General features: G+C 62.7%; 30 protein-coding genes. 1 reads left to right on the top strand and 29 read right to left on the bottom strand.

From position 1 onward, the window contains the following. Positions 1 to 34 precede the first annotated feature (34 nt). The 27 genes from secY to J6497_RS21835 form a co-directional block, all read right to left on the bottom strand. Positions 35 to 1,369 (bottom strand): preprotein translocase subunit SecY, encoded by a 1,335-nt coding sequence (secY, locus tag J6497_RS21965; RefSeq protein ID WP_225706357.1) that lies wholly within the window; start codon positions 1,367 to 1,369, stop codon positions 35 to 37. A gap of 143 nt (positions 1,370 to 1,512) precedes the next feature. After that, a complete protein-coding gene (gene rplO, locus J6497_RS21960; RefSeq protein WP_225706356.1) occupies positions 1,513 to 2,001 on the bottom strand; it encodes a 50S ribosomal protein L15 in 489 nt (162 codons plus the stop codon). A gap of 20 nt (positions 2,002 to 2,021) precedes the next feature. Continuing rightward, positions 2,022 to 2,216 carry a 50S ribosomal protein L30 gene (gene rpmD, locus J6497_RS21955; protein WP_225706355.1) on the bottom strand — a complete coding sequence of 65 codons (195 nt, stop codon included), beginning with the start codon at positions 2,214 to 2,216 and terminating at the stop codon, positions 2,022 to 2,024. A 38-nt stretch (positions 2,217 to 2,254) separates the two neighbouring features. Then, a complete protein-coding gene (gene rpsE / locus J6497_RS21950; protein WP_225706354.1) occupies positions 2,255 to 2,830 on the bottom strand; it encodes a 30S ribosomal protein S5 in 576 nt (191 codons plus the stop codon). Between the two features lie 58 nt (positions 2,831 to 2,888). After that, positions 2,889 to 3,248: a 50S ribosomal protein L18 gene (rplR, locus tag J6497_RS21945; RefSeq protein WP_225706353.1), complete on the bottom strand. Its 360-nt coding sequence runs from the start codon at positions 3,246 to 3,248 to the stop codon at positions 2,889 to 2,891. Between the two features lie 11 nt (positions 3,249 to 3,259). Further along, positions 3,260 to 3,793, bottom strand: coding sequence for a 50S ribosomal protein L6 (rplF, locus tag J6497_RS21940; RefSeq protein ID WP_225706352.1), 534 nt, complete (start codon positions 3,791 to 3,793; stop codon positions 3,260 to 3,262). A 14-nt stretch (positions 3,794 to 3,807) separates the two neighbouring features. Continuing rightward, positions 3,808 to 4,206: a 30S ribosomal protein S8 gene (gene rpsH, locus J6497_RS21935; protein ID WP_225706351.1), complete on the bottom strand. Its 399-nt coding sequence runs from the start codon at positions 4,204 to 4,206 to the stop codon at positions 3,808 to 3,810. 13 nt (positions 4,207 to 4,219) lie between these two features. After that, the gene (gene rpsN / locus J6497_RS21930) at positions 4,220 to 4,525 is read right to left on the bottom strand and encodes a 30S ribosomal protein S14 (protein ID WP_028168152.1); all 306 of its coding nucleotides are present in this window, start codon (positions 4,523 to 4,525) and stop codon (positions 4,220 to 4,222) included. A 47-nt stretch (positions 4,526 to 4,572) separates the two neighbouring features. After that, a complete protein-coding gene (gene rplE, locus J6497_RS21925; protein WP_225706350.1) occupies positions 4,573 to 5,130 on the bottom strand; it encodes a 50S ribosomal protein L5 in 558 nt (185 codons plus the stop codon). Continuing rightward, positions 5,123 to 5,437 (bottom strand): 50S ribosomal protein L24, encoded by a 315-nt coding sequence (gene rplX, locus J6497_RS21920; RefSeq protein ID WP_225706349.1) that lies wholly within the window; start codon positions 5,435 to 5,437, stop codon positions 5,123 to 5,125. The genes rplE and rplX overlap by 8 nt, the downstream gene beginning before the upstream one ends. After that, entirely contained in the window at positions 5,437 to 5,805 is a 369-nt protein-coding gene (gene rplN / locus J6497_RS21915; RefSeq protein ID WP_028168155.1) for a 50S ribosomal protein L14, read from the bottom strand. Before rplN ends, rplX begins: the two co-directional genes overlap by 1 nt. Before the next feature lie 82 nt (positions 5,806 to 5,887). Then, entirely contained in the window at positions 5,888 to 6,136 is a 249-nt protein-coding gene (rpsQ, locus tag J6497_RS21910; protein ID WP_225706348.1) for a 30S ribosomal protein S17, read from the bottom strand. A 10-nt stretch (positions 6,137 to 6,146) separates the two neighbouring features. Then, complete coding sequence (gene rpmC / locus J6497_RS21905) at positions 6,147 to 6,353, bottom strand: 50S ribosomal protein L29 (RefSeq protein ID WP_130577496.1); 207 nt, start codon at positions 6,351 to 6,353, stop codon at positions 6,147 to 6,149. 5 nt (positions 6,354 to 6,358) lie between these two features. After that, positions 6,359 to 6,772, bottom strand: coding sequence for a 50S ribosomal protein L16 (gene rplP, locus J6497_RS21900; RefSeq protein WP_225706347.1), 414 nt, complete (start codon positions 6,770 to 6,772; stop codon positions 6,359 to 6,361). A 30-nt stretch (positions 6,773 to 6,802) separates the two neighbouring features. After that, a complete protein-coding gene (gene rpsC, locus J6497_RS21895) occupies positions 6,803 to 7,501 on the bottom strand; it encodes a 30S ribosomal protein S3 (RefSeq protein ID WP_225706346.1) in 699 nt (232 codons plus the stop codon). Between the two features lie 19 nt (positions 7,502 to 7,520). Further along, positions 7,521 to 7,907, bottom strand: coding sequence for a 50S ribosomal protein L22 (gene rplV, locus J6497_RS21890; RefSeq protein WP_225706345.1), 387 nt, complete (start codon positions 7,905 to 7,907; stop codon positions 7,521 to 7,523). 10 nt (positions 7,908 to 7,917) lie between these two features. Beyond that, positions 7,918 to 8,196: a 30S ribosomal protein S19 gene (gene rpsS / locus J6497_RS21885; RefSeq protein WP_027583256.1), complete on the bottom strand. Its 279-nt coding sequence runs from the start codon at positions 8,194 to 8,196 to the stop codon at positions 7,918 to 7,920. Positions 8,197 to 8,208: 12 nt separating this feature from the next. Next, on the bottom strand, positions 8,209 to 9,042 hold the full coding sequence (gene rplB, locus J6497_RS21880; RefSeq protein ID WP_225706344.1) for a 50S ribosomal protein L2: 834 nt from the start codon (positions 9,040 to 9,042) through the stop codon (positions 8,209 to 8,211). Positions 9,043 to 9,055: 13 nt separating this feature from the next. Next, on the bottom strand, positions 9,056 to 9,355 hold the full coding sequence (locus J6497_RS21875) for a 50S ribosomal protein L23 (RefSeq protein ID WP_028168161.1): 300 nt from the start codon (positions 9,353 to 9,355) through the stop codon (positions 9,056 to 9,058). Further along, a complete protein-coding gene (gene rplD, locus J6497_RS21870) occupies positions 9,352 to 9,972 on the bottom strand; it encodes a 50S ribosomal protein L4 (protein ID WP_225706343.1) in 621 nt (206 codons plus the stop codon). The genes J6497_RS21875 and rplD overlap by 4 nt, the downstream gene beginning before the upstream one ends. 1 nt (position 9,973) lies before the next feature. After that, on the bottom strand, positions 9,974 to 10,693 hold the full coding sequence (gene rplC, locus J6497_RS21865) for a 50S ribosomal protein L3 (RefSeq protein WP_225706342.1): 720 nt from the start codon (positions 10,691 to 10,693) through the stop codon (positions 9,974 to 9,976). A 52-nt stretch (positions 10,694 to 10,745) separates the two neighbouring features. Then, positions 10,746 to 11,054, bottom strand: a complete 309-nt coding sequence (rpsJ, locus tag J6497_RS21860; protein WP_002712302.1) for a 30S ribosomal protein S10 — start codon at positions 11,052 to 11,054, stop codon at positions 10,746 to 10,748. Between the two features lie 82 nt (positions 11,055 to 11,136). Further along, entirely contained in the window at positions 11,137 to 12,327 is a 1,191-nt protein-coding gene (gene tuf, locus J6497_RS21855; protein ID WP_225706341.1) for an elongation factor Tu, read from the bottom strand. A 40-nt stretch (positions 12,328 to 12,367) separates the two neighbouring features. Further along, a complete protein-coding gene (gene fusA / locus J6497_RS21850; RefSeq protein ID WP_225706340.1) occupies positions 12,368 to 14,440 on the bottom strand; it encodes an elongation factor G in 2,073 nt (690 codons plus the stop codon). A gap of 30 nt (positions 14,441 to 14,470) precedes the next feature. After that, positions 14,471 to 14,941: a 30S ribosomal protein S7 gene (rpsG, locus tag J6497_RS21845; protein ID WP_225706339.1), complete on the bottom strand. Its 471-nt coding sequence runs from the start codon at positions 14,939 to 14,941 to the stop codon at positions 14,471 to 14,473. Positions 14,942 to 14,956: 15 nt separating this feature from the next. Next, entirely contained in the window at positions 14,957 to 15,328 is a 372-nt protein-coding gene (gene rpsL / locus J6497_RS21840) for a 30S ribosomal protein S12 (RefSeq protein ID WP_028349062.1), read from the bottom strand. Positions 15,329 to 16,053: 725 nt separating this feature from the next. After that, on the bottom strand, positions 16,054 to 17,250 hold the full coding sequence (locus J6497_RS21835; RefSeq protein WP_225706338.1) for a GNAT family N-acetyltransferase: 1,197 nt from the start codon (positions 17,248 to 17,250) through the stop codon (positions 16,054 to 16,056). 154 nt (positions 17,251 to 17,404) lie between these two features. On the opposite strand from J6497_RS21835, the gene J6497_RS21830 reads away from it, so the two are divergent. Then, entirely contained in the window at positions 17,405 to 18,583 is a 1,179-nt protein-coding gene (locus J6497_RS21830; protein WP_225706337.1) for an FAD-dependent oxidoreductase, read from the top strand. Between the two features lie 4 nt (positions 18,584 to 18,587). On the opposite strand, the gene J6497_RS21825 is transcribed toward J6497_RS21830, so the two are convergent. Both J6497_RS21825 and J6497_RS21820 read right to left on the bottom strand, forming a co-directional pair. Continuing rightward, on the bottom strand, positions 18,588 to 20,618 hold the full coding sequence (locus tag J6497_RS21825) for an ABC transporter ATP-binding protein (RefSeq protein WP_225706336.1): 2,031 nt from the start codon (positions 20,616 to 20,618) through the stop codon (positions 18,588 to 18,590). Between the two features lie 120 nt (positions 20,619 to 20,738). Beyond that, positions 20,739 to 22,793 carry an FAD-dependent oxidoreductase gene (locus J6497_RS21820; RefSeq protein WP_225706335.1) on the bottom strand — a complete coding sequence of 685 codons (2,055 nt, stop codon included), beginning with the start codon at positions 22,791 to 22,793 and terminating at the stop codon, positions 20,739 to 20,741. Positions 22,794 to 22,924 lie beyond the last annotated feature (131 nt).

Here is a 22,924-nt window from a genome sequence, read left to right as displayed (position 1 = left end):
GTTTTGACGTTTGCGCCGCCCGCATTCCGCATCGTTAGCGGCGGCGTCCCCTGAGCTTGGACTTCCTGATCAGCCCCTCATACTGGTGCGCGAGCAGATAGCCCTGAACCTGCGCCACCGTATCCATGGTCACGCTGACCACGATCAGAAGCGAGGTACCGCCAAAGTAGAACGGCACGGAGGCGTAGGAAATCAGAATCTCCGGAATGAGACATACGATCGCAAGATAGATCGCGCCGACCACCGTGATGCGCGACAGCACGTAGTCGATATATTCCGCAGTGCGCTCGCCGGGCCGGATGCCCGGGATGAAGCCGCCATGCTTCTTCAGATTGTCGGCTGTCTCGGTCGGGTTGAACACGATCGCGGTGTAGAAGAAGGCGAAGAACACGATCAGTGCGAGATAGAGCACCAGGAACAGCGGCCGGCCATGGCTCAGCTGGGTGGTGATCCATTGCAGCCATTCCGGCCCCCCCGAGGCGACATTGAAGTTCGCAAGCGTGGCCGGAAGCAACAGCAGCGAGGACGCGAAGATCGGCGGAATCACGCCCGAGGTGTTGAGCTTGAGCGGCAGATGCGAGGACTGGCCCTCGAACATCTTGTTGCCGACCTGGCGCTTCGGATACTGGATCAGAAGCCGCCGCTGCGCGCGCTCCATGAAGACGATGAAGGCGATCACGGCGACCGCCATCACGATCACGATCAGGATCAGCCCGGTCGACATCGCCCCCTGGCGGCCGAGTTCGAGCATATTGGCTAGCGCCGCCGGCAGTTCCGCGACAATGCCGGCCAGAATGATCAGCGAGATGCCGTTGCCGATGCCGCGCGAGGTGATCTGTTCGCCCAGCCACATCAGGAACATGGTGCCGCCGGTCAGCGTGATCGCGGTCGAGAGACGGAAGAACATGCCGGGATCGGTGACGACGTTGCCGGCGCCCTCGAGTCCCACCGCGATGCCGTAAGACTGGAACGCGGCCAGGATCACGGTGAGATAGCGCGTGTACTGGTTCAGCGTCTTGCGGCCAGCCTCGCCTTCCTTCTTCAGAGCCTCGAGCTGCGGCGAGACCGTGGTCAGGAGCTGGATGATGATCGATGCCGAGATGTACGGCATGATGTTCAGCGCGAAGATCGCCATGCGGTGGATGCCGCCGCCGGCGAACATGTTGAACATGCCGAGGATGCCGCCGGCCTGTGAGCGGAACACCTGCTCCCACACGTTGGGGTCGATGCCGGGCAGCGGGATGTAGGTGCCGAGCCGATAAACAAGCAGCGCACCCAGCGTGAACCAGATGCGCTTCTTCAGCTCTTCGGCCTTCGCCAGAGCGCCGAAATTGAGGTTGGCTGCAAGTTGTTCCGCTGCTGAGACCATATTCTTGGCTTTCTCCCGGAGGCCTCACGCCGACGTCCCCCATGGGACATCGGCAGACACCGGACATCATTTGGTGCTCGGCTTCGATAAGTCCAATGTTCTCTGCCGTCCCTGCCCGCGTGAGGCAGGCAATGACGCAGATGTTACGCCGCCTCGCCTTCTTCCTTCTTGGCGGGCGCCAGGATCTTCACCGTGCCACCGGCCTTCTCCACCGCGGCGACCGCGGATTTGGAGGCGCCGTGCACCTCGATGTTGAGCTTGGCCGTGAGCTCCCCGCGGCCGAGCAGCCGCACGCCGTCCTTGGCGCGGCGCAGCACGCCCGCCTTCACCAGCGCTTCCGCGTTCACGGTTGCTCCGGTGTCGAGTTGTTTGGTGTCGACCGCCTGCTGCAGGCGATCGAGATTGATCTCGGCAAACTCGAGCCTGAAGATGTTGTTGAACCCGCGCTTGGGCAGGCGGCGATGCAGCGGCATCTGGCCGCCCTCAAAGCCCTTGATGCGCACGCCCGTACGCGCGGTCTGACCCTTGCCGCCACGGCCGCCGGTCTTGCCCTTGCCTGAGCCGATGCCACGGCCGATGCGCATGCGCTTCTTGCGCGAACCGGGATTGTCGGCGATCTCGCTGAGCTTCATCGCCCTTCTCCTTGTCTATCTTAACCTTCGCCGACGATGCGGACGAGGTGTTGAACCTTGCTGATCATGCCGCGAACCTCAGGAGTATCCTGATGCTCGGCAACCCGGCCGATCTTGTTGAGCTTGAGGCCGATCAGCGTCGAACGCTGCGAATGATGGCGGCGAATCGGGCTGCCGATCTGCTCGACCTTGATCGTCTTTGCGGCCTGGGCCATCTCTTAGAACTCCAGATAGCGCGCTGCCTTAGCGCGGGTTATTCAGCCACCACTTCGGCATCGCCGCCGACGCGGCGGGCCTGCAGGGTGGACACCTTGATGTTGCGGCGCGCGGCAACAGAACGCGGCGAATCCTGGTTCTTCAGCGCGTTGAAAGTGGCGCGAACCATGTTGTACGGATTCGACGAGCCAATCGACTTCGCCACCACGTCCTGGATGCCGAGCGTCTCGAACACAGCGCGCATCGGGCCGCCGGCGATAATGCCGGTACCGGCCGGCGCGGCGCGCAGGTAGACGCGGCCGGCGCCGTGACGGCCGGCGATGTCGTGATGCAGCGTACGGCCTTCACGCAGCGCCACGCGGGTCAGGTTGCGCTTGGCGGCCTCGGTTGCCTTGCGGATCGCTTCCGGCACTTCGCGCGCCTTGCCGTGGCCGAAACCGACCCGGCCCTTCTGGTCGCCGATCACAACCAGCGCCGCAAAGCCGAAGCGCTTACCGCCCTTGACGACCTTCGCCACGCGATTGATGTGCACGAGCTTGTCGACGAACTCGCTGTCGCGCTCCTCGCGCTCCCTGCTCCGTTCGCGTCCGCCGCGTTCGCGTTCACCTGCCATGGTGTTTTCCAATCTCTAGAGAGGCTTGTGCCTCAGTCCTAATATCCGTTCGAAACTCTTAGAAGCTCAGTCCACCCTCGCGCGCGGCATCTGCGAGCGCCTTGACGCGCCCGTGGTACAGATAGGCGCCGCGGTCGAACACGACTTCCTTGACACCCTTCTGCGTGGCGCGCTCGGCGAGCAGCTTGCCGACGGCCTTGGCCGCATCGATGTTGGCGCCGGTATTGGCGCCGTCGCGCATCGTCTTCTCGAGCGACGAGGCGGACGCCAGCGTCTCGCCCTTCTGATCGTCGATCACCTGGGCGTAGATGTGCTTGGACGAGCGGAACACCGACAGGCGCGGACGGCCGCCCCCGGAACGGCGCAGCGCCAACCGTACGCGTTGCTTGCGCCGGGCATTGGTAACCTTCAGTGACATGACCGGCTCCGTTACTTCTTCTTGCCTTCCTTACGGAAGATGAATTCGTTGGCGTACTTCACGCCCTTGCCCTTGTAGGGCTCCGGCGGACGATAGGCGCGGATCTCGGCCGCGACCTGCCCCACGCGCTGGGGATCGATACCCGTGATCGTGATCTCGGTCGGCTTCGGCACCGCGATCGAGATACCGTCCGGGATCGCGTAGACGACGTCGTGGCTGTAGCCGAGCGCGAGCTGCAGGTTCTTGCCCTGCATCGCGGCACGGTAGCCGACGCCGGTGATTTCGAGCTTCTTCTCGAAACCCTTGGTGACGCCTTCGACGAGGTTGGCGACCTGGGCACGCGCGGTGCCGTACATCGCCTGCGCGCGGTTGGTCTTTATGCGCGGAGCGACCGTGACCTGGCCGTTCTCGAACTTCACCTCGACGTCGTCATGCACGACGAACTGAAGCTGGCCCTTCGGCCCCTTCACCTTCACCGTCTGCCCATCGACGGTCGCCGTCACACCCGACGGGATCGTCACAGGCCTTTTGCCAACACGTGACATGGCTAAATCCTTCCTCAGAACACCGTGAAGAGAACTTCACCGCCAACATTCGCGTCGCGCGCGTCGTGGTCGGCCATGATTCCCTTCGGCGTCGACAATACGGAAATGCCGAGACCGTTGTTCACCCGCGGCAGGTTCTTCACCGAGGTGTAGACCCGGCGGCCCGGCTTCGAGACGCGCTCGATCTCGCGGATGACGGGCTCGCCGTCGAAATACTTCAATTCAATCTCGAGCTCGCTGCGGCCGGACGAATGCTCGACGCTGGCGTAGCCGCGGATATAGCCTTCCGCCTTCAGCACTTCGAGAACGCTCTGGCGCATCTTCGAGCCCGGGGTCGAGACCTTGGACTTCGAGCGCATCTGCGCGTTGCGGATGCGGGTGATGAGATCGGAGATCGGATCGTGCGTTGACATCTTCCGACCCTCCTTACCAGCTCGACTTCACGAGGCCCGGGATCAGGCCCTTGGAGCCGAGCTCGCGCAGCGCGATGCGGGACAGCTTGTTCTTGCGATAGTTCGAGCGCGGACGGCCCGTGAGCTCGCAACGATTGCGAATCCGGGTCGGCGACGAGTTGCGCGGCATTTCCGCAAGTTTCAAGGTCGCCGCGAAACGCTCTTCCATCGGCTTGGTCTTGTCGGCGATGATCGCCTTCAGCCGGGCGCGGCTGGCGGCGGCGTTCTTGGCCATCCGCTTGCGCCGGTTGTTCTTCTCGACTGCACTCTTCTTTGCCATGCGTGGCTCCTTACGTTTCCGCGTTTGAGAGGCTGTTCGTCAGCGTCTCACTGCCGGAACGGGAAATTGAAAGCGGTCAACAAGGCGCGAGCCTCGTCGTCGGTCTTGGCCGTGGTACAGACGGTGATGTCCATGCCCCGCGCTTCCGAGACCTTGTCAAAATCGATCTCGGGAAAAATGATGTGCTCCTTGATGCCGAGCGAATAGTTGCCGCGGCCATCGAAGCTCTTCGGGTTCAGCCCGCGGAAGTCGCGCACGCGCGGCAGCGCGACGTTCACCAGGCGATCGATGAACTCGTACATGCGAGCCTTGCGCAGCGTGACCTTGCAACCGATCGGCTGATTCTCGCGCAGCTTGAAGGTCGCGATCGCAACCCGCGAATAGGTCACGATCGCCTTCTGGCCGGCGATCTGGGTCAGCTCGGCGGCAGCGGTCTCGGCCTTCTTGCGGTCGTTGACGGAATCGCCGACGCCCATGTTGAGCACGATCTTGTCCAGCCGCGGCACCTGCATCGCGTTCTCGTAGCCGAACTTCTCGGTCAGAAGGCCGCGGATCTTCCTGTCATACTCCGTGCGCAAACGCGGCACATAAGCGGTCTCAGCCATCGATCTCTGCTCCCGAGCTCTTGGCAATGCGAACCTTCTTGCCATCAGCCTGAATCTTGAACCCAACGCGGGTCGGCTTTCCGTCCTTGCCGACATACGCGATGTTGGAGAGGTGGACCGGCGCCTCCTTGGAGATGATGCCGCCCTCCTGGTTCTGGGTCTGCTTCTGGTGACGCTTCACCATGTTGACGCCGCGCACCAGCGCGGTGTTGTCCGCCGGACGCACTTCGAACACCTCGCCGGTGCGGCCCTTGTCGCGGCCGGTCAGTACGACGACCCTGTCACCCTTCCGGATCTTGGCAGCCATCACAGCACCTCCGGCGCAAGCGAGATGATCTTCATGTGGTTCTTGGCGCGCAGCTCGCGCGGCACCGGCCCGAAGATACGGGTGCCGACCGGCTCGGACTGGTTGTTGACCAGCACGGCGGCGTTGCGGTCGAAGCGGATGACCGAGCCGTCGGGGCGGCGGATGTCCTTGCGGACCCGCACCACGACCGCCTTCATCACGTCGCCCTTCTTCACCTTGCCACGCGGAATGGCTTCCTTGATCGACACAACGATAATATCGCCCACGGTGGCATAGCGGCGCTTGGAGCCTCCAAGCACCTTGATGCACATGACACGGCGTGCGCCTGAATTATCGGCCACGTCGAGGTTGGTCTGCATCTGAATCATTGATGCACCTCGTCCTCTTTCTGCGCTTCACTTGCGCTCAAAATTTTCCCGACATTCTCCGGCTTTCAAAGCCGGACGCGCGTCAGGCCGTTTGCTTCTGCTCGCCCCGGATCACAATCCAGCGCTTCAACTTCGAGATCGGCTTGCTTTCCTCGATCCACACCGTGTCGCCCGGCTTGAACTGGTCGCTCTCGTCGTGCGCGTGGTAGTTCTTCGAACGGCGGACCGTCTTCTTGTAGATCGGATGGGTGAAGCGGCGATCGACGCGCACCACCACTGTCTTGGCTTGCTTGTCGCTGACGACCACGCCCTGCAGCGTACGTTTCGGCATATCCGGCCTCTTACTTCTTCTTCGCGCGCTGCTGCGCGGCGATGGTCTTGATACGTGCGATGTCGCGGCGCGCTTCCTTCAGCCGCGAAGTGTTCTCGAGCTGACCGGTGGCGCGCTGGAAACGCAGGTTGAACCGCTCCTTCTTCAGATTGAGGATCGCGTCCTCCATCTGGTCGGCGCTCATCGCGCGGATATCCTCGACTTTCATCTGGGCCATCTCGGTTACTCCGCGATGCGCGCCACGAAGCGCGTCTTGATCGGCAGCTTGGCGGCGGCGAGATTGAGTGCTTCGCGCGCGACCTGGTTGGTGACGCCGTCGATTTCGAAGATCACGCGGCCCGGCTTAACGCGGGCGACCCACAATTCCGGAGCGCCCTTGCCCGAACCCATGCGCACTTCGGCGGGCTTCTTCGACACCGGCACGTCGGGGAACACGCGGATCCAGACGCGGCCGGCGCGCTTCATGTGGCGGGTCAGCGCGCGGCGGGCGGCCTCGATCTGGCGCGCGGTCACGCGCTCCGGCTCAAGCGCCTTCAAGCCGAACTGGCCGAAGGACAACGTCGCACCCGAAGTCGCAACGCCGTGGATACGGCCCTTATGCGCCTTCCGGAACTTCGTTTTCTTTGGTTGCATCATGGCGTTAAGCCCTCAAACTTTCATTTTGCCTTAGGCGGCGTCGCGGCGGGACCGCGTGTTGTCGCCTTCAGCCATTCGCTTGTCCTGGGCCATCGGATCGTGCTCGAGAATCTCGCCCTTGAAGATCCAGACCTTGACGCCGCAGGTGCCGAAGGTCGTGAACGCGGTGGCAACGCCGTAGTCGACGTCGGCGCGCAGCGTGTGCAACGGCACCCGGCCCTCGCGATACCATTCCATGCGCGCGATTTCAGCGCCGCCGAGCCGACCCGAGCAGTTGATGCGGATGCCCTCGGCGCCGAGACGCATCGCGGACTGCACCGCCCGCTTCATGGCGCGGCGGAACGCAACGCGGCGCTCGAGCTGCTGTGCGATCGATTCAGCGACCAGCGTGGCATCGAGCTCCGGCTTGCGGATCTCCACGATGTTGATCACGACGTCGGAAGCGGTGATGTCGGCAACCTTCTTGCGCAGCTTGTCGATGTCGGCGCCCTTCTTGCCGATCACGACGCCGGGACGCGCCGAGTGGATCGTCACCCGGCACTTCTTGTGCGGGCGCTCGATCACGATGCGCGCCACCGCGGCCTGCTTGAGCTCCTTGTGCAGGATCTCGCGAATCTTGACGTCCTCGTGCAGCAGCTTGCCGTATTCGGCCTTGCCGGCGAACCAACGCGAATCCCAGGTCCGGTTGATGCCGAGACGCAGCCCGATCGGATTGATCTTTTGACCCATCTTGTTCTCCCGCGCTCCTTTAAGCGCTCGCCTCGGCCTCGACCTCACGAACCACGATCGTGAGATGCGAGAACGGTTTATAGATACGGCCCGAGCGGCCACGGCCGCGCGGGGCAAAACGCTTCATGACGAGACCATTGCCGACATGGGCCTCGGCGACGACGAGATCGTCGACTTCCAGATCATGGTTGTTTTCGGCATTGGCAATCGCCGATTCCAGGCACTTCTTGACGTCGACAGCGATCCGCTTGCGCGAGAACTGCAGGTCGGCGAGTGCAGCCGACGCCTTGCGGCCACGGATCATCTGCGCGACAAGATTCAGCTTTTGCGGGCTGACGCGCAGCATCCTTGCAACCGCCTTGGCCTCATTGTCCGCGAGGACACGTTCGCGCTTTGGTTTGCTCATCGCTTAATCCTCAAGCTCTCTTGGCTTTCTTGTCGCCAGAGTGGCCGTGGAAGGTACGGGTCGGCGAGAACTCGCCGAACTTGTGACCCACCATTTCCTCGTTCACCGAAACCGGCACGTGCTTCTGGCCGTTGTAGACGCCGAAGGTCAGACCCACGAACTGCGGCAGGATGGTCGAGCGGCGGCTCCAGATCTTGATGACGTCGTGACGGCCGGACGCGCGCGCAGCATCTGCCTTCTTGAGCAGCGATGCCTCGACGAACGGGCCTTTCCAGACTGAACGAACCATGTCCGGCGTTCCTTACTTCTTCCGCTTGTGGCGGCTTAGGAGAATGAATTTGTTGGTCGACTTGTTCGACCGCGTCTTCTTGCCCTTGGTCGGCTTGCCCCACGGTGTCACCGGGTGGCGGCCGCCCGAGGTGCGGCCTTCACCGCCGCCATGCGGGTGATCGATCGGGTTCATGACGACGCCGCGGTTGTGCGGGCGCCAGCCGAGCCAGCGAGTGCGACCCGCCTTACCGATCGAGATGTTCATGTTATCGGGGTTCGACACCGCACCGATGGCGCCGCGGCAACGGCCGTGCACCAGACGCTGCTCGCCCGAGTTCAGGCGGACGATGACGTAGTCCTGGTCGCGACCGACGACCTGCGCATAGGTGCCGGCGGAGCGCGCAAGCTGGCCGCCCTTGCCGATCTTCAACTCGATATTGTGGACAATCGTGCCGACCGGCATGTTGCCGAGCGGCATGACGTTGCCCGGCTTGACGTCGACATAGTCGCCGGCAACCACCGTGTCGCCCGCGGCGAGCCTCTGCGGCGCCAGGATATAGGCCTGCTCGCCGTCCTGATACTTGATCAGCGCGATGAACGCGGTGCGGTTCGGATCGTATTCCAGCCGCTCGACGGTCGCGGGCACATCGACCTTGTCGCGCTTGAAATCGACGATGCGGTAGGCCTTCTTGTGGCCGCCGCCGCGGAAACGCACGGTGATCCGGCCGGTGTTGTTGCGGCCACCGTTCGATTGCTTGCCCTCGGTGAGCGCCTTGACCGGCTTGCCCTTGTAGAGCGCCGAACGATCGACCATCACCAGCTGGCGCTGGCCCGGCGTCGTTGGGTTATAGGTTTTCAATGCCATCGTCGTTACGCCCTTATAGTCCGGTAGTCACGTCGATACGGTGGCCCTCTTCCAGGGTCACGATCGCGCGCTTGGTGTCCGACTGCGAGCCGAAATTGCCGCGGAACACCTTGGTCTTGCCCTTGCGCACCAGCGTGTTCACGCTCTTGACCTTGACGTCGAAGAGCTTCTCGACCGCTTCCTTGATCTGCGGCTTGGTCGCCTTGCTGGCAACCTTGAACAGCACCTTGTTGTGCTCGGAGGCGAGCGTCGCCTTTTCGGTCACAACGGGCGCGACGATGACGTCGTAATGGCGCGGATCGATATTCTTCATTTGAAGCGCGCCTCCAGCGCATCGACGGCCGCCTTGGTCAGGACCAGCTTGTGGCGGCGCAGGATGTCGTAGACGTTGATGCCCTGGATCGGCAGTACGTCGATATTCGGAATGTTGCGGGCCGCGGCCGCGAAACCGTTGTTGAGCTCGGCGCCGTCGATGATCAGCGCATTGGTCAGCCCGAGGCCGGAGAAGTGACCGACCAGCGCCTTGGTCTTGGCTTCCTTGATGTCAGCGCTGTCGAGTACGACCAGGCCGCCGTCCTTGGCCTTGGCCGACAAAGCATGCTTGAGCGCGAGTGCGCGCACCTTCTTCGGCAGGTCGGTCGCATGCGAGCGAACCACCGGACCGAAGGCGCGGCCGCCGCCACGGAACTGCGGCACGCGTGCCGAGCCGTGACGAGCACCGCCGGTGCCCTTCTGCTTGTACATCTTCTTGCCGGTGCGCCAGATCTCGGCGCGGCCTTTGGCCTTGTGCGTGCCGGCCTGACGCTTGTTGAGCTGCCACTGCACGCAGCGCTGAATGATGTCGGCGCGCGGCTCGAGGCCGAAAATGGCGTCGGAAAGCTGGACCGAGCCGGCTTCCTTGCCCTCAAGGGTGGTGACTTTCAGTTCCATCTCACGCACCCTCCTGCTCGGCCGGCGCCTCAGCAGTCTGCTCGCCCGCGACCTTGAACTTGCCGGGCTTCGGAGCTTCCTTTGGCAGCGGCTTCTTGATGGCGTCGCGCACCCTGATCCAGCCGCCCTTGGAGCCGGGGACGGCGCCTTCGACCAGGATCAGGCCACGCACGACATCGGTCTGCACGACGCGAAGGTTGAGCGTGGTGATGCGATCGACACCCATATGGCCGGGCATCTTCTTGTTCTTCCAGGTCTTGCCGGGATCCTGACGGCCGCCGGTCGAACCGATCGAGCGGTGCGAGACCGACACGCCGTGGGTGGCGCGCAGACCGCCGAAATTCCAGCGCTTCATGCCGCCGGCAAAACCCTTGCCGATCGAGGTGCCGGTGACGTCGACGAACTGACCGACCACGAAGTGGTCGGCCTGGATCTCGGCGCCGACCGGAATCAGCGCATCCTCGGACACGCGGAATTCCGCAACCTTGCGCTTCGGCTCGACCTTGGCAACGGCGAACTGGCCGCGCTCGGCCTTCGGCATGTACACGGTTTTGCGCGAGCCCGAACCGAGTTGCAGCGCGACATACCCGTTCTTTTCAGTGGTGCGGTGGCCCAGCACCTGGCAGTTGCCGAGCTTCAGCACGGTCACGGGGATATGTTCGCCGGCCTCCGTGAAGACCCGCGTCATCCCGACCTTTTGTGCGATCACTCCGGAGCGCATCGGCATGGTTCCTGTTCTCTCTAGTCCGCTCGCGCAGACTTCAATCCAAAACTTAGAGCTTGATCTCGACGTCGACACCGGCAGCCAGATCGAGCTTCATGAGAGCATCGACAGTCTGCGGGGTCGGATCGACGATATCGAGAAGGCGCTTGTGGGTGCGCATCTCGAACTGTTCGCGGCTCTTCTTGTCGACGTGCGGCGAACGGTTGACGGTGAACTTCTCGATGCGGGTCGGCAGCGGGATAGGACCGCGAACCTGGGCACCGGTGCGTTTCGCCGTGTTCACGATCTCGCGGGTCGACGTATCGAGAATGCGATGGTCGAACGCCTTGAGACGGATGCGGATATTCTGGCCGTTCATTGCCGTGGTCTTTCTTTAGTGAGTGGCGAATAGCGAACAGCGAATGGAGCCACTCGCTATCCGCCAATCCCTATTTTGTTGCTTACTCGAGGATCGAGGCGACGACGCCGGCGCCGACGGTACGGCCGCCCTCGCGGATGGCGAAGCGCAGCTTCTCCTCCATCGCGATCGGCACGATCAGGTGCACTTCCATCGCGATGTTATCGCCGGGCATCACCATCTCGGTGCCCTCAGGCAGGTGCACGACACCGGTCACGTCGGTGGTGCGGAAGTAGAACTGCGGGCGGTAGTTGGTGAAGAACGGCGTGTGACGGCCGCCCTCTTCCTTCGTGAGGATGTACGCCTCGGCCTTGAACTTGGTGTGCGGCTTGACCGAACCCGGCTTGCACAGCACCTGGCCACGCTCGACTTCCTCGCGCTTGGTACCGCGGAGCAGCGCACCGATGTTGTCGCCCGCCTGACCCTGATCGAGCAGCTTGCGGAACATTTCGACGCCGGTGACGGTGGTCTTCTGGGTGTCGCGCAGACCGACGATCTCGATTTCGTCGCCGACCTTGACGATGCCGCGCTCGACACGGCCGGTCACCACGGTGCCGCGGCCCGAGATCGAGAACACGTCTTCGACCGGCATCAGGAACGGCTGGTCGATCGGACGCTCTGGCTGCGGGATGTACTCGTCGACATTCTTCATCAGCTCGAGGATCGCGTCATGGCCGAGCTTCTTGTCGCTGTCTTCGAGAGCGGCCAGCGCCGAGCCCTTGATGATCGGGATCTTGTCGCCGGGGAAGTCGTACTTCGAGAGCAGCTCGCGAACTTCGAGCTCGACGAGCTCGAGCAGCTCCGGATCGTCGACCATGTCGCACTTGTTGAGGAACACGACGAGCGCCGGCACGCCGACCTGGCGGGCGAGCAGGATGTGCTCGCGGGTCTGCGGCATCGGGCCGTCGGCAGCCGACACGACGAGGATCGCACCATCCATCTGGGCGGCGCCGGTGATCATGTTCTTCACGTAGTCGGCGTGGCCGGGGCAGTCGACGTGGGCGTAATGGCGCTTCTGGGTCTCGTACTCGACGTGAGCGGTCGAGATCGTGATGCCGCGCGCCTTCTCTTCCGGCGCCTTGTCGATCTGGTCGTAGGCGGTGAACGTAGCACCGCCCGTCTCCGCCAGGATCTTGGTGATCGCGGCGGTCAGCGAGGTCTTGCCATGGTCGACGTGACCGATGGTGCCGATGTTGCAGTGCGGTTTGTTACGCTCAAATTTTGCTTTGGCCATTTGACTCTCCGTTCAATCGTTAGCTGCCAACCAACGATAATCAGGCAAACTTCTTCTGGACTTCAGCCGATACGTTCGCCGGCGCTTCGGCGTAGTGATCGAACTGCATGGTGAAGGTCGCGCGACCCTGGCTCATCGAGCGCAGATTGTTCACGTAACCGAACATGTTCATGAGCGGCACCATCGCGTTGATGACGTTGGCGTTGCCGCGCATGTCTTGGCCCTGGATCTGGCCGCGCCGCGAATTAAGATCGCCGATGACGGAGCCAGTGTAGTCTTCCGGCGTCACCACCTCGACCTTCATGATCGGCTCGAGCAGAACCGATTTGCCCATCTGCAGCGCCTCGCGGAAGCAGGCGCGCGTGGCGATTTCGAAGGCCAGCGCCGACGAGTCGACGTCGTGATACTTGCCGTCGATGAGCTGCACCTTGACGTCGACGACCGGGAAGCCGGCAACGACGCCAGAGGTCAGCACGCTCTCGAGACCCTTCTCGACGCCGGGGATATATTCCTTCGGCACCGCACCACCGACGACCTTCGATTCGAACTCGTAGCCCTTGCCGGCCTCGTTCGGCTCGACGATCAGCGTCACGGCCGCGAACTGGCCGGTGCCGCCGGTCTGTTTCTTGTGGGTGTAGCTGTGCTCGACCCGCCTGGTCACACGCTCACGGAACGCCACCTGCGGCGCGCCGATGTTGGCGTCGACCTTGTAGGTGCGCTTCAGGATGTCGACCTTGATGTCGAGATGCAGTTCGCCCATGCCCTTCAAGATGGTCTGACCGGACTCGTGATCGGTCGACACCCGGAACGACGGATCTTCCGCCGCAAGCTTCGCAAGCGCGACACCGAGCTTTTCCTGATCGGCCTTCGACTTTGGCTCGATCGCGATCTCGATCACCGGATCCGGGAATTCCATCTTTTCCAGGATCACCGGCTTGTTGGGATCGCACAGCGTGTCACCCGTGCGCGCTTCCTTCAGACCGGCCAGCGCAACGATGTCGCCGGCATAGGCTTCCTTGATGTCCTCGCGGTTGTTCGCGTGCATCAAAAGCATGCGGCCGATGCGCTCCTTCTTCTCGCGGGTCGAGTTGATCACGCCGGTGCCGCTCTGCAGGATGCCCGAATAGATGCGGCAGAAGGTGATTGTACCGACGAACGGATCGTCCATGATCTTGAACGCGAGCAGCGCCAGCGGCTCCTTGTCATCAGCCTTGCGCACGACTTCGTTGCCATCCTCGTCGGTGCCCTTGATCGCGGGCACGTCGATCGGCGACGGCAGATAGTCGACGACGGCGTCGAGCAGCGGCTGCACACCCTTGTTCTTGAAGGCCGAGCCGCACAGCACCGGATAGAACGCGCCGGTCAGCACCGCCTTGCGGATCAGCCTCTTCAGCGTCGCCTCGTCCGGCTCGTTGCCGTCGAGATAGGCGGCCATGGCGTCGTCATCGAGCTCGACGGCGGCTTCCACCATCTTCTCGCGGTATTCCGTGGCCTGATCAACAAGGTCAGCGGGAATGTCGACATAGTCGAACTTCGCGCCGAGCGACTCGTCGTTCCAGATGATGCCCTTCATCTTCACGAGGTCGACGAGACCCTTGAAGTTGTTCTCCGCACCGATCGGGAGCTGGATTGCGATCGGCTTGGCACCGAGGCGATCGACGATATCGGACAGACACTTGAAGAAGTCGGCACCGGTCTTGTCCATCTTGTTGGCGAAGACGATGCGCGGAACCTTGTACTTGTCGCCCTGGCGCCAGACGGTCTCGGTCTGCGGCTCGACGCCCTGGTTGGAGTCGAGCACGCACACGGCGCCGTCGAGCACGCGCAAGCTGCGCTCGACTTCAATCGTGAAGTCGACGTGGCCGGGCGTGTCGATGATGTTCAGGCGCTTGCCGTTCCAGAACGCGGTGGTCGCAGCGGAGGTGATGGTGATGCCACGCTCCTGCTCCTGCTCCATCCAGTCCATCGTCGCGGCACCTTCGTGCACTTCGCCGATCTTGTGGCTCTTGCCGGTGTAATAGAGGATGCGCTCGGTCGTCGTGGTCTTGCCGGCGTCGATATGCGCCATGATACCGAAGTTGCGATAGTCCTCAATGGCATGTTGGCGGGGCATGGGGCTGTTCCTTAAATTCCGTAATTCGCCTTACCAGCGATAATGCGAGAAGGCGCGGTTGGCTTCCGCCATCCGGTGCACGTCTTCGCGCTTCTTGACGGCGTTCCCCCGGTTGTTCGACGCGTCGAGCAGCTCCGCCGAGAGCCGCTCCGTCATGGTCTTCTCGTTGCGCTCACGCGCGGACGAAATCAGCCAGCGGATGCCGAGCGCCTGCCGGCGCACCGAACGGACTTCCACCGGCACCTGATAGGTCGCACCACCGACGCGGCGGGAACGCACTTCGATAGTCGGCATGACGTTCTCGAGCGCCTGCTCGAACACGCCGAGCGGGTTCTGCTTGGTCTTGGTCTCGATCATCGTGAGCGCGCCATAGACGATGTTTTCGGCGACCGACTTCTTGCCGGCGTACATGACCGAGTTCATGAACTTGGTGACGACGATGTTTCCGAACTTCGGGTCCGGAAGCACTTCACGCTTTTCTGCAGAGTGACGACGCGACATCTTGCCTGTTCCCGCTTACTTCGGACGCTTGGCGCCGTACTTCGAACGACGCTGCTTACGGTTCTTGACGCCCTGGGTGTCCAGCACGCCGCGGAGGATGTGGTAGCGCACGCCCGGCAGGTCCTTGACGCGGCCGCCGCGGATCATGACCACCGAGTGCTCCTGAAGGTTATGACCCTCACCCGGGATGTAACCGATCACCTCGAACCCGTTGGTCAGGCGCACCTTGGCGACCTTGCGAAGCGCCGAGTTCGGCTTCTTCGGGGTCGTCGTGTAGACGCGCGTGCACACGCCGCGCTTCTGCGGCGACTGCTGCAGCGCCGGCACCTTCTTGCGCGACTTCTGCACCATCCGTGGATTTGCGATCAGTTGGTTGATCGTCGGCATGTCAGCCTTCACCCTTCAAGTTCGCGCGGACCTCACCGGCCCGCAAATTCTTCTCGGGAACGAGCCGCCCCGTCCGGCCGCCTCACACGAAAATCAATCGCGCAAAGCGAAATCGCGCCTACCACTCATTGCTGAGCGGAAAGCGCTTCGACGCCACAGAGGACCGCGATCACGACCGATTAGCGTCCGCTAACCGGCAGAAAACCGAGGTCATGCATCCGAGTTCACTCTCAAGAGAACGTGCTCAAGAGAACAAAAATCGTCCTGGCATTGCCTAGCTATCATCGACAGCGTTTGAGCGGCATTCGTCGAGGGTGGTGCCCGCCTCAGTCCAACAGGTCTGATAGGGTGTTCCGTTCCGACGCTGGCGTAGCTCACCGCCTGTCGTTAAGTGCGCGGGTTGTATAAGCGGTAGATAGTGAAGTCAAGCAAAACGACAATGCGAGAAGCGCCTCTGCCGCATAGAGATTTGGCGCTTTCGCGCAGTGAGCGCGAAGGAAAACGGGAAGCTTACCGCCTCTCCTCCGGACGGATCGACCGAAAATTTTTACCCGGACATAAATGACTTGAAGCAGCTTGGGCGCGGCTCTCACCCAAAGATGTCGCACAAAATAAGGCTTTATTCGCCATTGCGAGCGCAAAGAGCGGGTTTTGGAGACCTTCGATTTTCCCACGCACGAACGCATGCAGCTTTGAGCGATTCGCACGGACCGACTGGCATCCGGTCAGTGGCCGACTTCGGCCTTGGCCGGCGAGCGCAACGCGGCGCTTGCTTCCTTTTCCGGCTTGGTCGAGCCGCGCTGCGGCGCCTTGCTGGCGGCGGACGCCGGACGATGCTGCCGGAAGCGGTGCCGCAGACGCCGCAGGAGATGGTAGCCGAGCAGCCGGCCGGCCTCCATCCGGTAGCCCAGCGACTTCGTTCCCCTGACGTCGAAGAGCAGATCGAGCATGGTCCGGCGGCCGGCCCATAGCTGGGCCATGAAACTATCTTCGGCCGCGCAGGAATTGATCGCCTCAATCTCGGGCTGCGCGAACAACTGATCGGTCACCTTGTCGACGAGCAGATGGCCGGGTGAATATCGCGCGAACTGCGCATTATACGCAGTCTTCCAAGTATAGGCGGTCGAGCCGCAATACATCAGCACTTGCGCCGCGGCGACATCGCCGTTCACCTGCAGCAGGGCGACGGAACACGCCTCCCGGTCCGCCAGATTCTGCACCAACTGCCTGGTGAAGTCGGCATCACGGGCATCCGAGAGCACGGCCGTGCCCCGCTCGCCTTTCCAACTTGCCTTCTCCATCGCCAGAAATGTCTCGAACGCCTGGCGGACCGCGCCCGGTGACCGATCGTTGACGACATCGACGACACCAAGCGCCGACAATCTGTTCCAGTCCTGACGCAGTTTCTTCCGCGTGGAGCCGCTACGCTTCACACCGAATTCTTTCGTCACGAAGGGGCGGCTGCTCGTTGCAACGATCAATGGCTCGATGCCGCGCGCGGCCAGCCATTTCGACATGGCCGCATAGCTCGGGCATTCCGCGTCGAACGACGTGAGGCTGAGGACATCAGACAGCAGCGGGTCTTGTTCGATCGCGGCGAGAAATGCGGGAAGGACCTGATCGGAGAAAGCCGGATCGACGACGGGGCTAGAGAGAAAAGCGTAGTTGTAGGGCAGCGCTTCCGACACTTTCGGCCACAGCGGCACGACCTGCCGCACCTGCAAGGCCCAGATGCCCACGAGCCTGCGCTGTGAAGCGCCCAGCTCCCAAGCCAGCAGCACGCGCAACTTGGCAAAGTCGGTCGCAACGGCCGTCGCAAGCGCCGCCGGATTCATGAATGCGTTCGACGAGGCACGCCGCACGAGCTCGTCCCATTGCGGGGCGATGTCCAGCCTGGGTGAATCAATCGTTACCGTGATCATCGAAATTCGCGCTCTCCGACCGCGCCAATCGTCTTTGCCGGACATTGCTTTTCAATTAAGCAGATACGCGACTGACTGGATTGTGAAGCACCAGTTCAGGGTTCCTTTGCCATTCTCGGCCATGCATGGAGCCTTGCGATCAGAGGCAAGACCCATGCGCTACACGGATGTTGCCATCATCGGCGGCGGGCTCGCCGGCTCGACCGCCGCAGCGATGCTCGGACGCGCAGGCATCCCGGCCTGCCTGATCGACCCGCATCTGAGCTACCCGCCCGAGCTGCGCTGCGAGAAGCTCGGCGGAGATCAACTCGAGCTGTTGCGCAGGACCGGCCTCGCCGAGCGGACGCTGCGCGCCACGACGCTGGATGGCCAGGTATGGGAGGCGCGGTTCGGCTATGTCGTCGCGAAGAAGCCGAGCGATCAGCACGGCATTCTCTACGACACGCTGGTCAACACCGTGCGTGCGCAGATTCCCGGCGATATCGAGATCATCCATGCCAAGGCCTACGCCGTTTCGAACAGCGCCGACCGGCAGAAGATCGTGCTGTCGAACAACGAGGAAGTCTCGGCAAGGCTCATCGTGCTCGCTAACGGCCTGAATACGGGCTTGCGCCATACGCTCGGCATGCAGCGCCGCATCATCAGCACGTGCCACTCGATCACGCTGGGCTTCGATGTCGTGCCGGCCAACCGCGTGGCGTTCGATTTTCCTGCGCTGACCTATTGGCCGGCCCGACCGAGTGCGCGCATGGCCTACCTTTCGCTGTTTCCGATCGACGGAACGATGCGCGCCAATTTCATGGTCTACCGCGACATGACCGACCCGTGGCTGCAGCAGTTCAGGCAGGCGCCGGAAGCGACCATGCTCAGCACGATGCCGGGGCTTGCGCGCATGACCGGAGGCTTCATCGTCTCCGGGCCGATCAGGATCAGGCCGGCCGACCTCTACGTCACCGAAGGATATCTGCAGCCCGGCATCGTCCTGGTTGGCGACGCCTTCTCGACCTCCTGCCCGGCCGCCGGCACCGGCACCAACAAGGTGTTCACCGACGTCGAGCGGCTGTGCAACGTCTACATCCCGGCGTGGCTTTCAAGCGACGGCATGGATGTGCGGAAGATCCAGGCGTTCTACGACGATCCGATCAAACAGGACTGCGAGGCAAGATCGCTGGCCAAGGCCTACCACCTTCGTTCGCTGTCGATCGATCATGGCCTGACCTGGCGCGCCGGACGGTGGGGTCGCTTCGTGTTCCGCTTGGCGCAGGGGGTCCGCTACGCCACCGCTGGCGCGGTTCGTCCCGCGCGGCAAGGCCCGATCGCGACGTCAAGCTAAGCGATCACTCCTCGTCGTCCTCCTTATCATCATTGTCGTCGTTGGCCTGCGCGGCGGCATTGTGCGCCACGTGGCCCTGGTCGTCCCAGAGCTTGCGGTAGGCGCCGCCCGCCGCGAGCAACTCGGCATGCGTGCCGCGCTCGATCGCCTTGCCGCCGGAGAACACGATGATCTCGTCCATGTCGACCACCGAGGTCAGCCGGTGCGTCGACCAGATCATGGTGCGGCCCGCGGCCACCTTGAACAGCGTGCGGTTGATCGCGGCCTCCGTGGTCTGGTCGAGGGCCGAGGTGGCTTCGTCGAGCAGCAGCACGGACGGATTGCGGATGATGGCGCGCGCGATTGCGATGCGCTGGCGCTGGCCGCCCGACAGCGTCTCGCCGCGCTCCCCGACCACGGTGTCGTATTTCTGGGGCAGGCTCATGATGAAGCGGTGGATCTCGGCCTTGCGCGCAGCGTCCACGACCTCCTCGTCACTCGCGCCTTCCTTGCCGAGACGGATATTCTCGCGGATCGACATGTTGAACAGCATGTTCTCCTGGAACACGACTGCCATGCTCCGTCTGAGCGATTCGCGCGTCACCTTGCGGATATCGACGCCGTCGATGGTGACCCGGCCCTCGTCCGGGACGTAAAGCCGCAGGATCAGGTTGAGCAGCGTGCTCTTGCCGGAGCCAGAGCGACCGACGATCGCGATGCGCCGGCCAACCTTGAGCCTGAGGCTGAAATTGTCCAGCACCGGCGCCTGGCTGCCCTCGTACCGGAACGTCACGCGTTCGAAGGTGATGTCATTGGAGATGCGCGGCAGGTCCGGCGCGCCTGGCCGGTCAGCACCGCGCGTCGGCTCGTCCACGAGCTCCTGGATGTGGCGCACCGCCGCCGCCGACTGGATCGATACCGGGATGAAGTGCATGAGGTGCGCGATGTTGTAGGACACCTCCCAGAACGCACTCTCGAAGGTGACGAAGGTGCCGATCGTGATCTGGCCCTTGGTGGCGAGATAGGCGCCGATCGCGAGCACCACGAGGTGCAACAGCAGCACCGCGATGGTGACGGTGCGCTCCACCATGGTCGACAGGAACATGGCCGACGCTGCCTTCAGGCGCACGTCGTTGTTGCGCATCGTGAACCAGCCGAGCGCGCGGCGCTGCAGATTGAACGCCTTCACCACCGCCTGCGCGGCGACATTCTCCTGCACGGTGCCGAGCAGCGCGGCCTCGTTCAGCTTCTGCTCGTAATTGGCCTGCACCGCTTTCGGGGTCAGGATCCGCGGCCCGATCAGCGTGATCGGAAACACCAGGAGCGCGACCGCAGCGAGCTGCCAGCTCAGGAACAGCATCAGGATAATGCCCGCGATCAGTTCCAGGAACGGCAGGGCCGCGCTGTTGGCGAAGCTCTTGACCGAACCCTCGAAAGCCGAAAGGTCAATCGAGAACCGCGACAGGATCTCGCCTCGCTTGGTGCGGGCAAAATAGGCCGCAGGCAGGTTCTGGACGTGCTCGAACAGTCTGGTCCGGACGTCGGAAATGATGCAGGCGGCCAGCCGCGCATCCCAGCGTTCGTACCAGACCGCGATGATGGAGGTGATGATCCCGGCGGCCGCGAGCACGCCGAGGATCTTGTAGAGCGCCTGAAAATCTTCCTCGCCAAGCGCATCGTCGATCAGGAACTTCAGGCTGAGTGGCATGATGACGTTGAATAACGTCTCGACCACGACGCCGAAGCTGACGAACACCAGCATCCGCTTGTAGTTGGCCAGATATGGCTTGACGAAGCCGTAGATGGTGGCGAGCGCGCCGGCTGCTTCCTTGGCGGTGAAGACGACGAGGTCCTCTTCCTCATCATCGTCATCGAGTTCGACTTCGTTCTCGTCGTCGGCTTCGTCGTCATCAGCGGGAGGCGACGATGCGGACGAAGGCTTCCCGCCGGGTCGGGACACAGCGGAATCGACGCTCGCCCCGAGCTTCTTTTTCAGCTCGAGTTCATCCGTCGCAACCGGATTGTGACCGTCAGATGAAGGGGGCTTCGATGCCATGAAACCAACCGATACTGCACGGTCGGCATGACCGCAAATCGAGTGCGACAGCGCTATGCTGCCGATTCTATGCGATCAGCAAGGATTGGGCAAAGCAATTGAACCGGCTGGTTACACCAGTCAATCCTCGTCCTCGACCTTGTCGAAGAACGAATAGCGCAAGGCATCGGAATCGCCGTACCAGTAGCCAGGCCCCTTGTTGGCGGCGCGCGCCGCGGCCCACAGCGCCTCGGTGCAGTTGCGCTGGTGGGCGGCGAGATCAAAGCCGTTGCCGAAGAACAGTTCCGACCATTCCCACCAGGTGGCGAGCTTCTTTACGCCACGCAACAGATCGTAGCGGTCGATCAAGCCGGGCGCGAGGTCGGATGTCACCGAGCCAAACACGAGGCCGGTCTTGACCACGCGATGCAATTCGCGCACCGCGCGCACGACCTGCCTTCCGCCGAGATGGCAGAGGCTGGTCTCGAACACAAAGTCGAATTCGTTGTCGGCGAACGGCAGGTCGACGACCGCGCCGAGCTTGTTGTACGTCTTCAGCTCCTTCGGCGTCTTGCCGTGGATGAAGCGGTTGTTCTCGACACCCCAGGCATCGACCCCGCGCTCGCGCAGCGCGCCGACCAGTTCGCCGCTCGCCGAGCCCGCCACCAGGAGCTTGTAGCCCTTCTCCCTGCCCCAGACGATCTGGATCATCTCCATCAGCAGCGCGGGATCGGTGAAGTGGCGCCACGCTTCGCTGTACGGGCCAAGCCCGCGATAATTCTCGAAATAATCGCGGTCGATCTTATCCGACAGCGGTCGCTCGGCCTGGGTGCGGGCACGGCGCAGCCGGATCATCTCGGTCAGGATGATGTCGGTCGCGGCATCGGAGGAATCGAGCAGGCCGTTCAGCGTCGAATCGAACAGATAGTCACCGACCACGACGATGCCGGGATGCTCCTTCGGCTCGGGACGATGGTTGGTCATGACGTCGCGCGCCAGGAGGCCGCCGGGCAGCGCGTTCACGGAGCTGAGCCAGCGGTGGATCTTGCCCTCGAGGAAATGCTCGCGCGCGTTGCCGAACGAAGCCGGCAGCGACTTCAGCGCAGCGTCGATCAGTTCCTGGTCGCTGAGATTGGCAAAGGCAAGCGCGTCCGAACCGGCGATCAGCCAGTTTAGAACGCCGTGCCGGCCGACATCGTGGCGCGAGCCTTCGTTGTAGACGCAGCAGCCGCCGAATGCTTCCGACATGAACCAGGAGCCCGGTATCTTCTCGCCCCAGAACGGTTCGTCGAACAGGATCGAGACCCGCAGGTAATGCGCAGGCCGGTCGAAATAGGCGATGTGCTTGACCATCGACTGGCGCAATTGCTCGCCGTCCCAGCCGAGCGTGGCGAGCCAGGAATGCGGCAGGCAGACCAGCACGAGGTCGAAGTCACGCGCCTCCGGCCCCTTCCCGTTCATCATATTGAGGCGGTAGCGGCCGTTGCCGGCCTTGCCGACTTTCAGCACCCGATGATTGAACTGAATGTCGGCATCGACTTCCGAGCGCAGGCATTCGATCAGCTGCTCATTGCCGTTCTGGATCGAATACAGGCTGATATAGCCGTCGATATCCATCACGAAATTCTTGAGCGCGTTGAGGCCGTTGGTGTTGTGGCTCTCGGTCGCGATGTCCGAGCGCGCCATCACCTTGAAGAAGCGCTTGGCGGTCGGGTCCTCGACCTCCTCGTCGAGCAGCTCTTCGCAGGTCTTGCGGGCCCAGGGATGCTCGTTGTCGTGGGCGCCGACGCCCTCATAATATTCGACCGGCGAGATCATCTCGGTGCAGCGCTTGCGAAAGGCTTCGATCGCGTCGGCAGTCTTCGTGCCGTATTTGCGGCGCATGCCCGGCACATCGTTCAGGAGATCGCCTTCGAGTTGGACCTGCTCGGCATCCATCGGAATGGTCTGCAGGCCGAAATGCTGGATCAGCTCGCGCAGCGGATCCGGGCCGGTCATCGAATAATCGTAGATCTCGGCGACGCCAGCCTCGTAGGTCGCGGGCGCGGAATCGAATTTGCGCGTGAGGATCTTGCCGCCGAGCCGGTCCGACGCCTCGAAAATGGTGACGCGGCAGAGGTCGCCAAGCTTCCGCTTCAAGTACCAGGCGCTCATCAGCCCGCCGGGGCCGCCGCCAACGATTGCAAGATCAAGCATGTGGATTCCGTATCTACCGGACGCGCGGAGCGCCCGGCCTCAGCCGCTTTAGCAGAAGCGCTTTTCTGTCTGAAGGAAAGATGAACAAAGCAAGGTCGTGCGGCGCAACGGTAAAGGAAAGCAGCAAAAAG

It is taken from the genome of Bradyrhizobium cenepequi (assembly GCF_020329485.1).
Lineage (GTDB): Bacteria > Pseudomonadota > Alphaproteobacteria > Rhizobiales > Xanthobacteraceae > Bradyrhizobium > Bradyrhizobium cenepequi.
This window is presented reverse-complemented; position numbering and strand designations above follow the sequence as displayed.

Bases quoted from the DNA above. Each gene is read 5' to 3' on its own strand.
- J6497_RS21825 (WP_225706336.1), bottom strand. From the start codon at position 20,618: ATGGCATCGAAGCCCCCTTCATCTGACGGTCACAATCCGGTTGCGACG.
- J6497_RS21835 (WP_225706338.1), bottom strand. From the start codon at position 17,250: ATGATCACGGTAACGATTGATTCACCCAGGCTGGACATCGCCCCGCAA.
- rplB (WP_225706344.1), bottom strand. From the start codon at position 9,042: ATGGCATTGAAAACCTATAACCCAACGACGCCGGGCCAGCGCCAGCTG.
- rplP (WP_225706347.1), bottom strand. From the start codon at position 6,772: ATGATGCAACCAAAGAAAACGAAGTTCCGGAAGGCGCATAAGGGCCGT.
- J6497_RS21830 (WP_225706337.1), top strand. From the start codon at position 17,405: ATGCGCTACACGGATGTTGCCATCATCGGCGGCGGGCTCGCCGGCTCG.
- rpsG (WP_225706339.1), bottom strand. From the start codon at position 14,941: ATGTCGCGTCGTCACTCTGCAGAAAAGCGTGAAGTGCTTCCGGACCCG.
- rpsC (WP_225706346.1), bottom strand. From the start codon at position 7,501: ATGGGTCAAAAGATCAATCCGATCGGGCTGCGTCTCGGCATCAACCGG.
- J6497_RS21820 (WP_225706335.1), bottom strand. From the start codon at position 22,793: ATGCTTGATCTTGCAATCGTTGGCGGCGGCCCCGGCGGGCTGATGAGC.
- rpsH (WP_225706351.1), bottom strand. From the start codon at position 4,206: ATGTCAACGCACGATCCGATCTCCGATCTCATCACCCGCATCCGCAAC.
- rplD (WP_225706343.1), bottom strand. From the start codon at position 9,972: ATGGAACTGAAAGTCACCACCCTTGAGGGCAAGGAAGCCGGCTCGGTC.
- rplX (WP_225706349.1), bottom strand. From the start codon at position 5,437: ATGGCTGCCAAGATCCGGAAGGGTGACAGGGTCGTCGTACTGACCGGC.
- J6497_RS21875 (WP_028168161.1), bottom strand. From the start codon at position 9,355: ATGAAGAATATCGATCCGCGCCATTACGACGTCATCGTCGCGCCCGTT.
- rpsJ (WP_002712302.1), bottom strand. From the start codon at position 11,054: ATGAACGGCCAGAATATCCGCATCCGTCTCAAGGCGTTCGACCATCGC.
- rpsE (WP_225706354.1), bottom strand. From the start codon at position 2,830: ATGGCAGGTGAACGCGAACGCGGCGGACGCGAACGGAGCAGGGAGCGC.
- rpsN (WP_028168152.1), bottom strand. From the start codon at position 4,525: ATGGCAAAGAAGAGTGCAGTCGAGAAGAACAACCGGCGCAAGCGGATG.
- rplV (WP_225706345.1), bottom strand. From the start codon at position 7,907: ATGAGCAAACCAAAGCGCGAACGTGTCCTCGCGGACAATGAGGCCAAG.
- rplE (WP_225706350.1), bottom strand. From the start codon at position 5,130: ATGGCTGAGACCGCTTATGTGCCGCGTTTGCGCACGGAGTATGACAGG.
- secY (WP_225706357.1), bottom strand. From the start codon at position 1,369: ATGGTCTCAGCAGCGGAACAACTTGCAGCCAACCTCAATTTCGGCGCT.
- rplC (WP_225706342.1), bottom strand. From the start codon at position 10,693: ATGCGCTCCGGAGTGATCGCACAAAAGGTCGGGATGACGCGGGTCTTC.
- rpsQ (WP_225706348.1), bottom strand. From the start codon at position 6,136: ATGCCGAAACGTACGCTGCAGGGCGTGGTCGTCAGCGACAAGCAAGCC.
- rpsS (WP_027583256.1), bottom strand. From the start codon at position 8,196: ATGGTTCGTTCAGTCTGGAAAGGCCCGTTCGTCGAGGCATCGCTGCTC.
- tuf (WP_225706341.1), bottom strand. From the start codon at position 12,327: ATGGCCAAAGCAAAATTTGAGCGTAACAAACCGCACTGCAACATCGGC.
- rplF (WP_225706352.1), bottom strand. From the start codon at position 3,793: ATGTCACGTGTTGGCAAAAGGCCTGTGACGATCCCGTCGGGTGTGACG.
- rpsL (WP_028349062.1), bottom strand. From the start codon at position 15,328: ATGCCGACGATCAACCAACTGATCGCAAATCCACGGATGGTGCAGAAG.
- rplN (WP_028168155.1), bottom strand. From the start codon at position 5,805: ATGATTCAGATGCAGACCAACCTCGACGTGGCCGATAATTCAGGCGCA.
- rplO (WP_225706356.1), bottom strand. From the start codon at position 2,001: ATGAAGCTCAGCGAGATCGCCGACAATCCCGGTTCGCGCAAGAAGCGC.
- rpmD (WP_225706355.1), bottom strand. From the start codon at position 2,216: ATGGCCCAGGCCGCAAAGACGATCAAGGTCGAGCAGATCGGCAGCCCG.
- fusA (WP_225706340.1), bottom strand. From the start codon at position 14,440: ATGCCCCGCCAACATGCCATTGAGGACTATCGCAACTTCGGTATCATG.
- rplR (WP_225706353.1), bottom strand. From the start codon at position 3,248: ATGTCACTGAAGGTTACCAATGCCCGGCGCAAGCAACGCGTACGGTTG.
- rpmC (WP_130577496.1), bottom strand. From the start codon at position 6,353: ATGGCCCAGATGAAAGTCGAGGATATCCGCGCGATGAGCGCCGACCAG.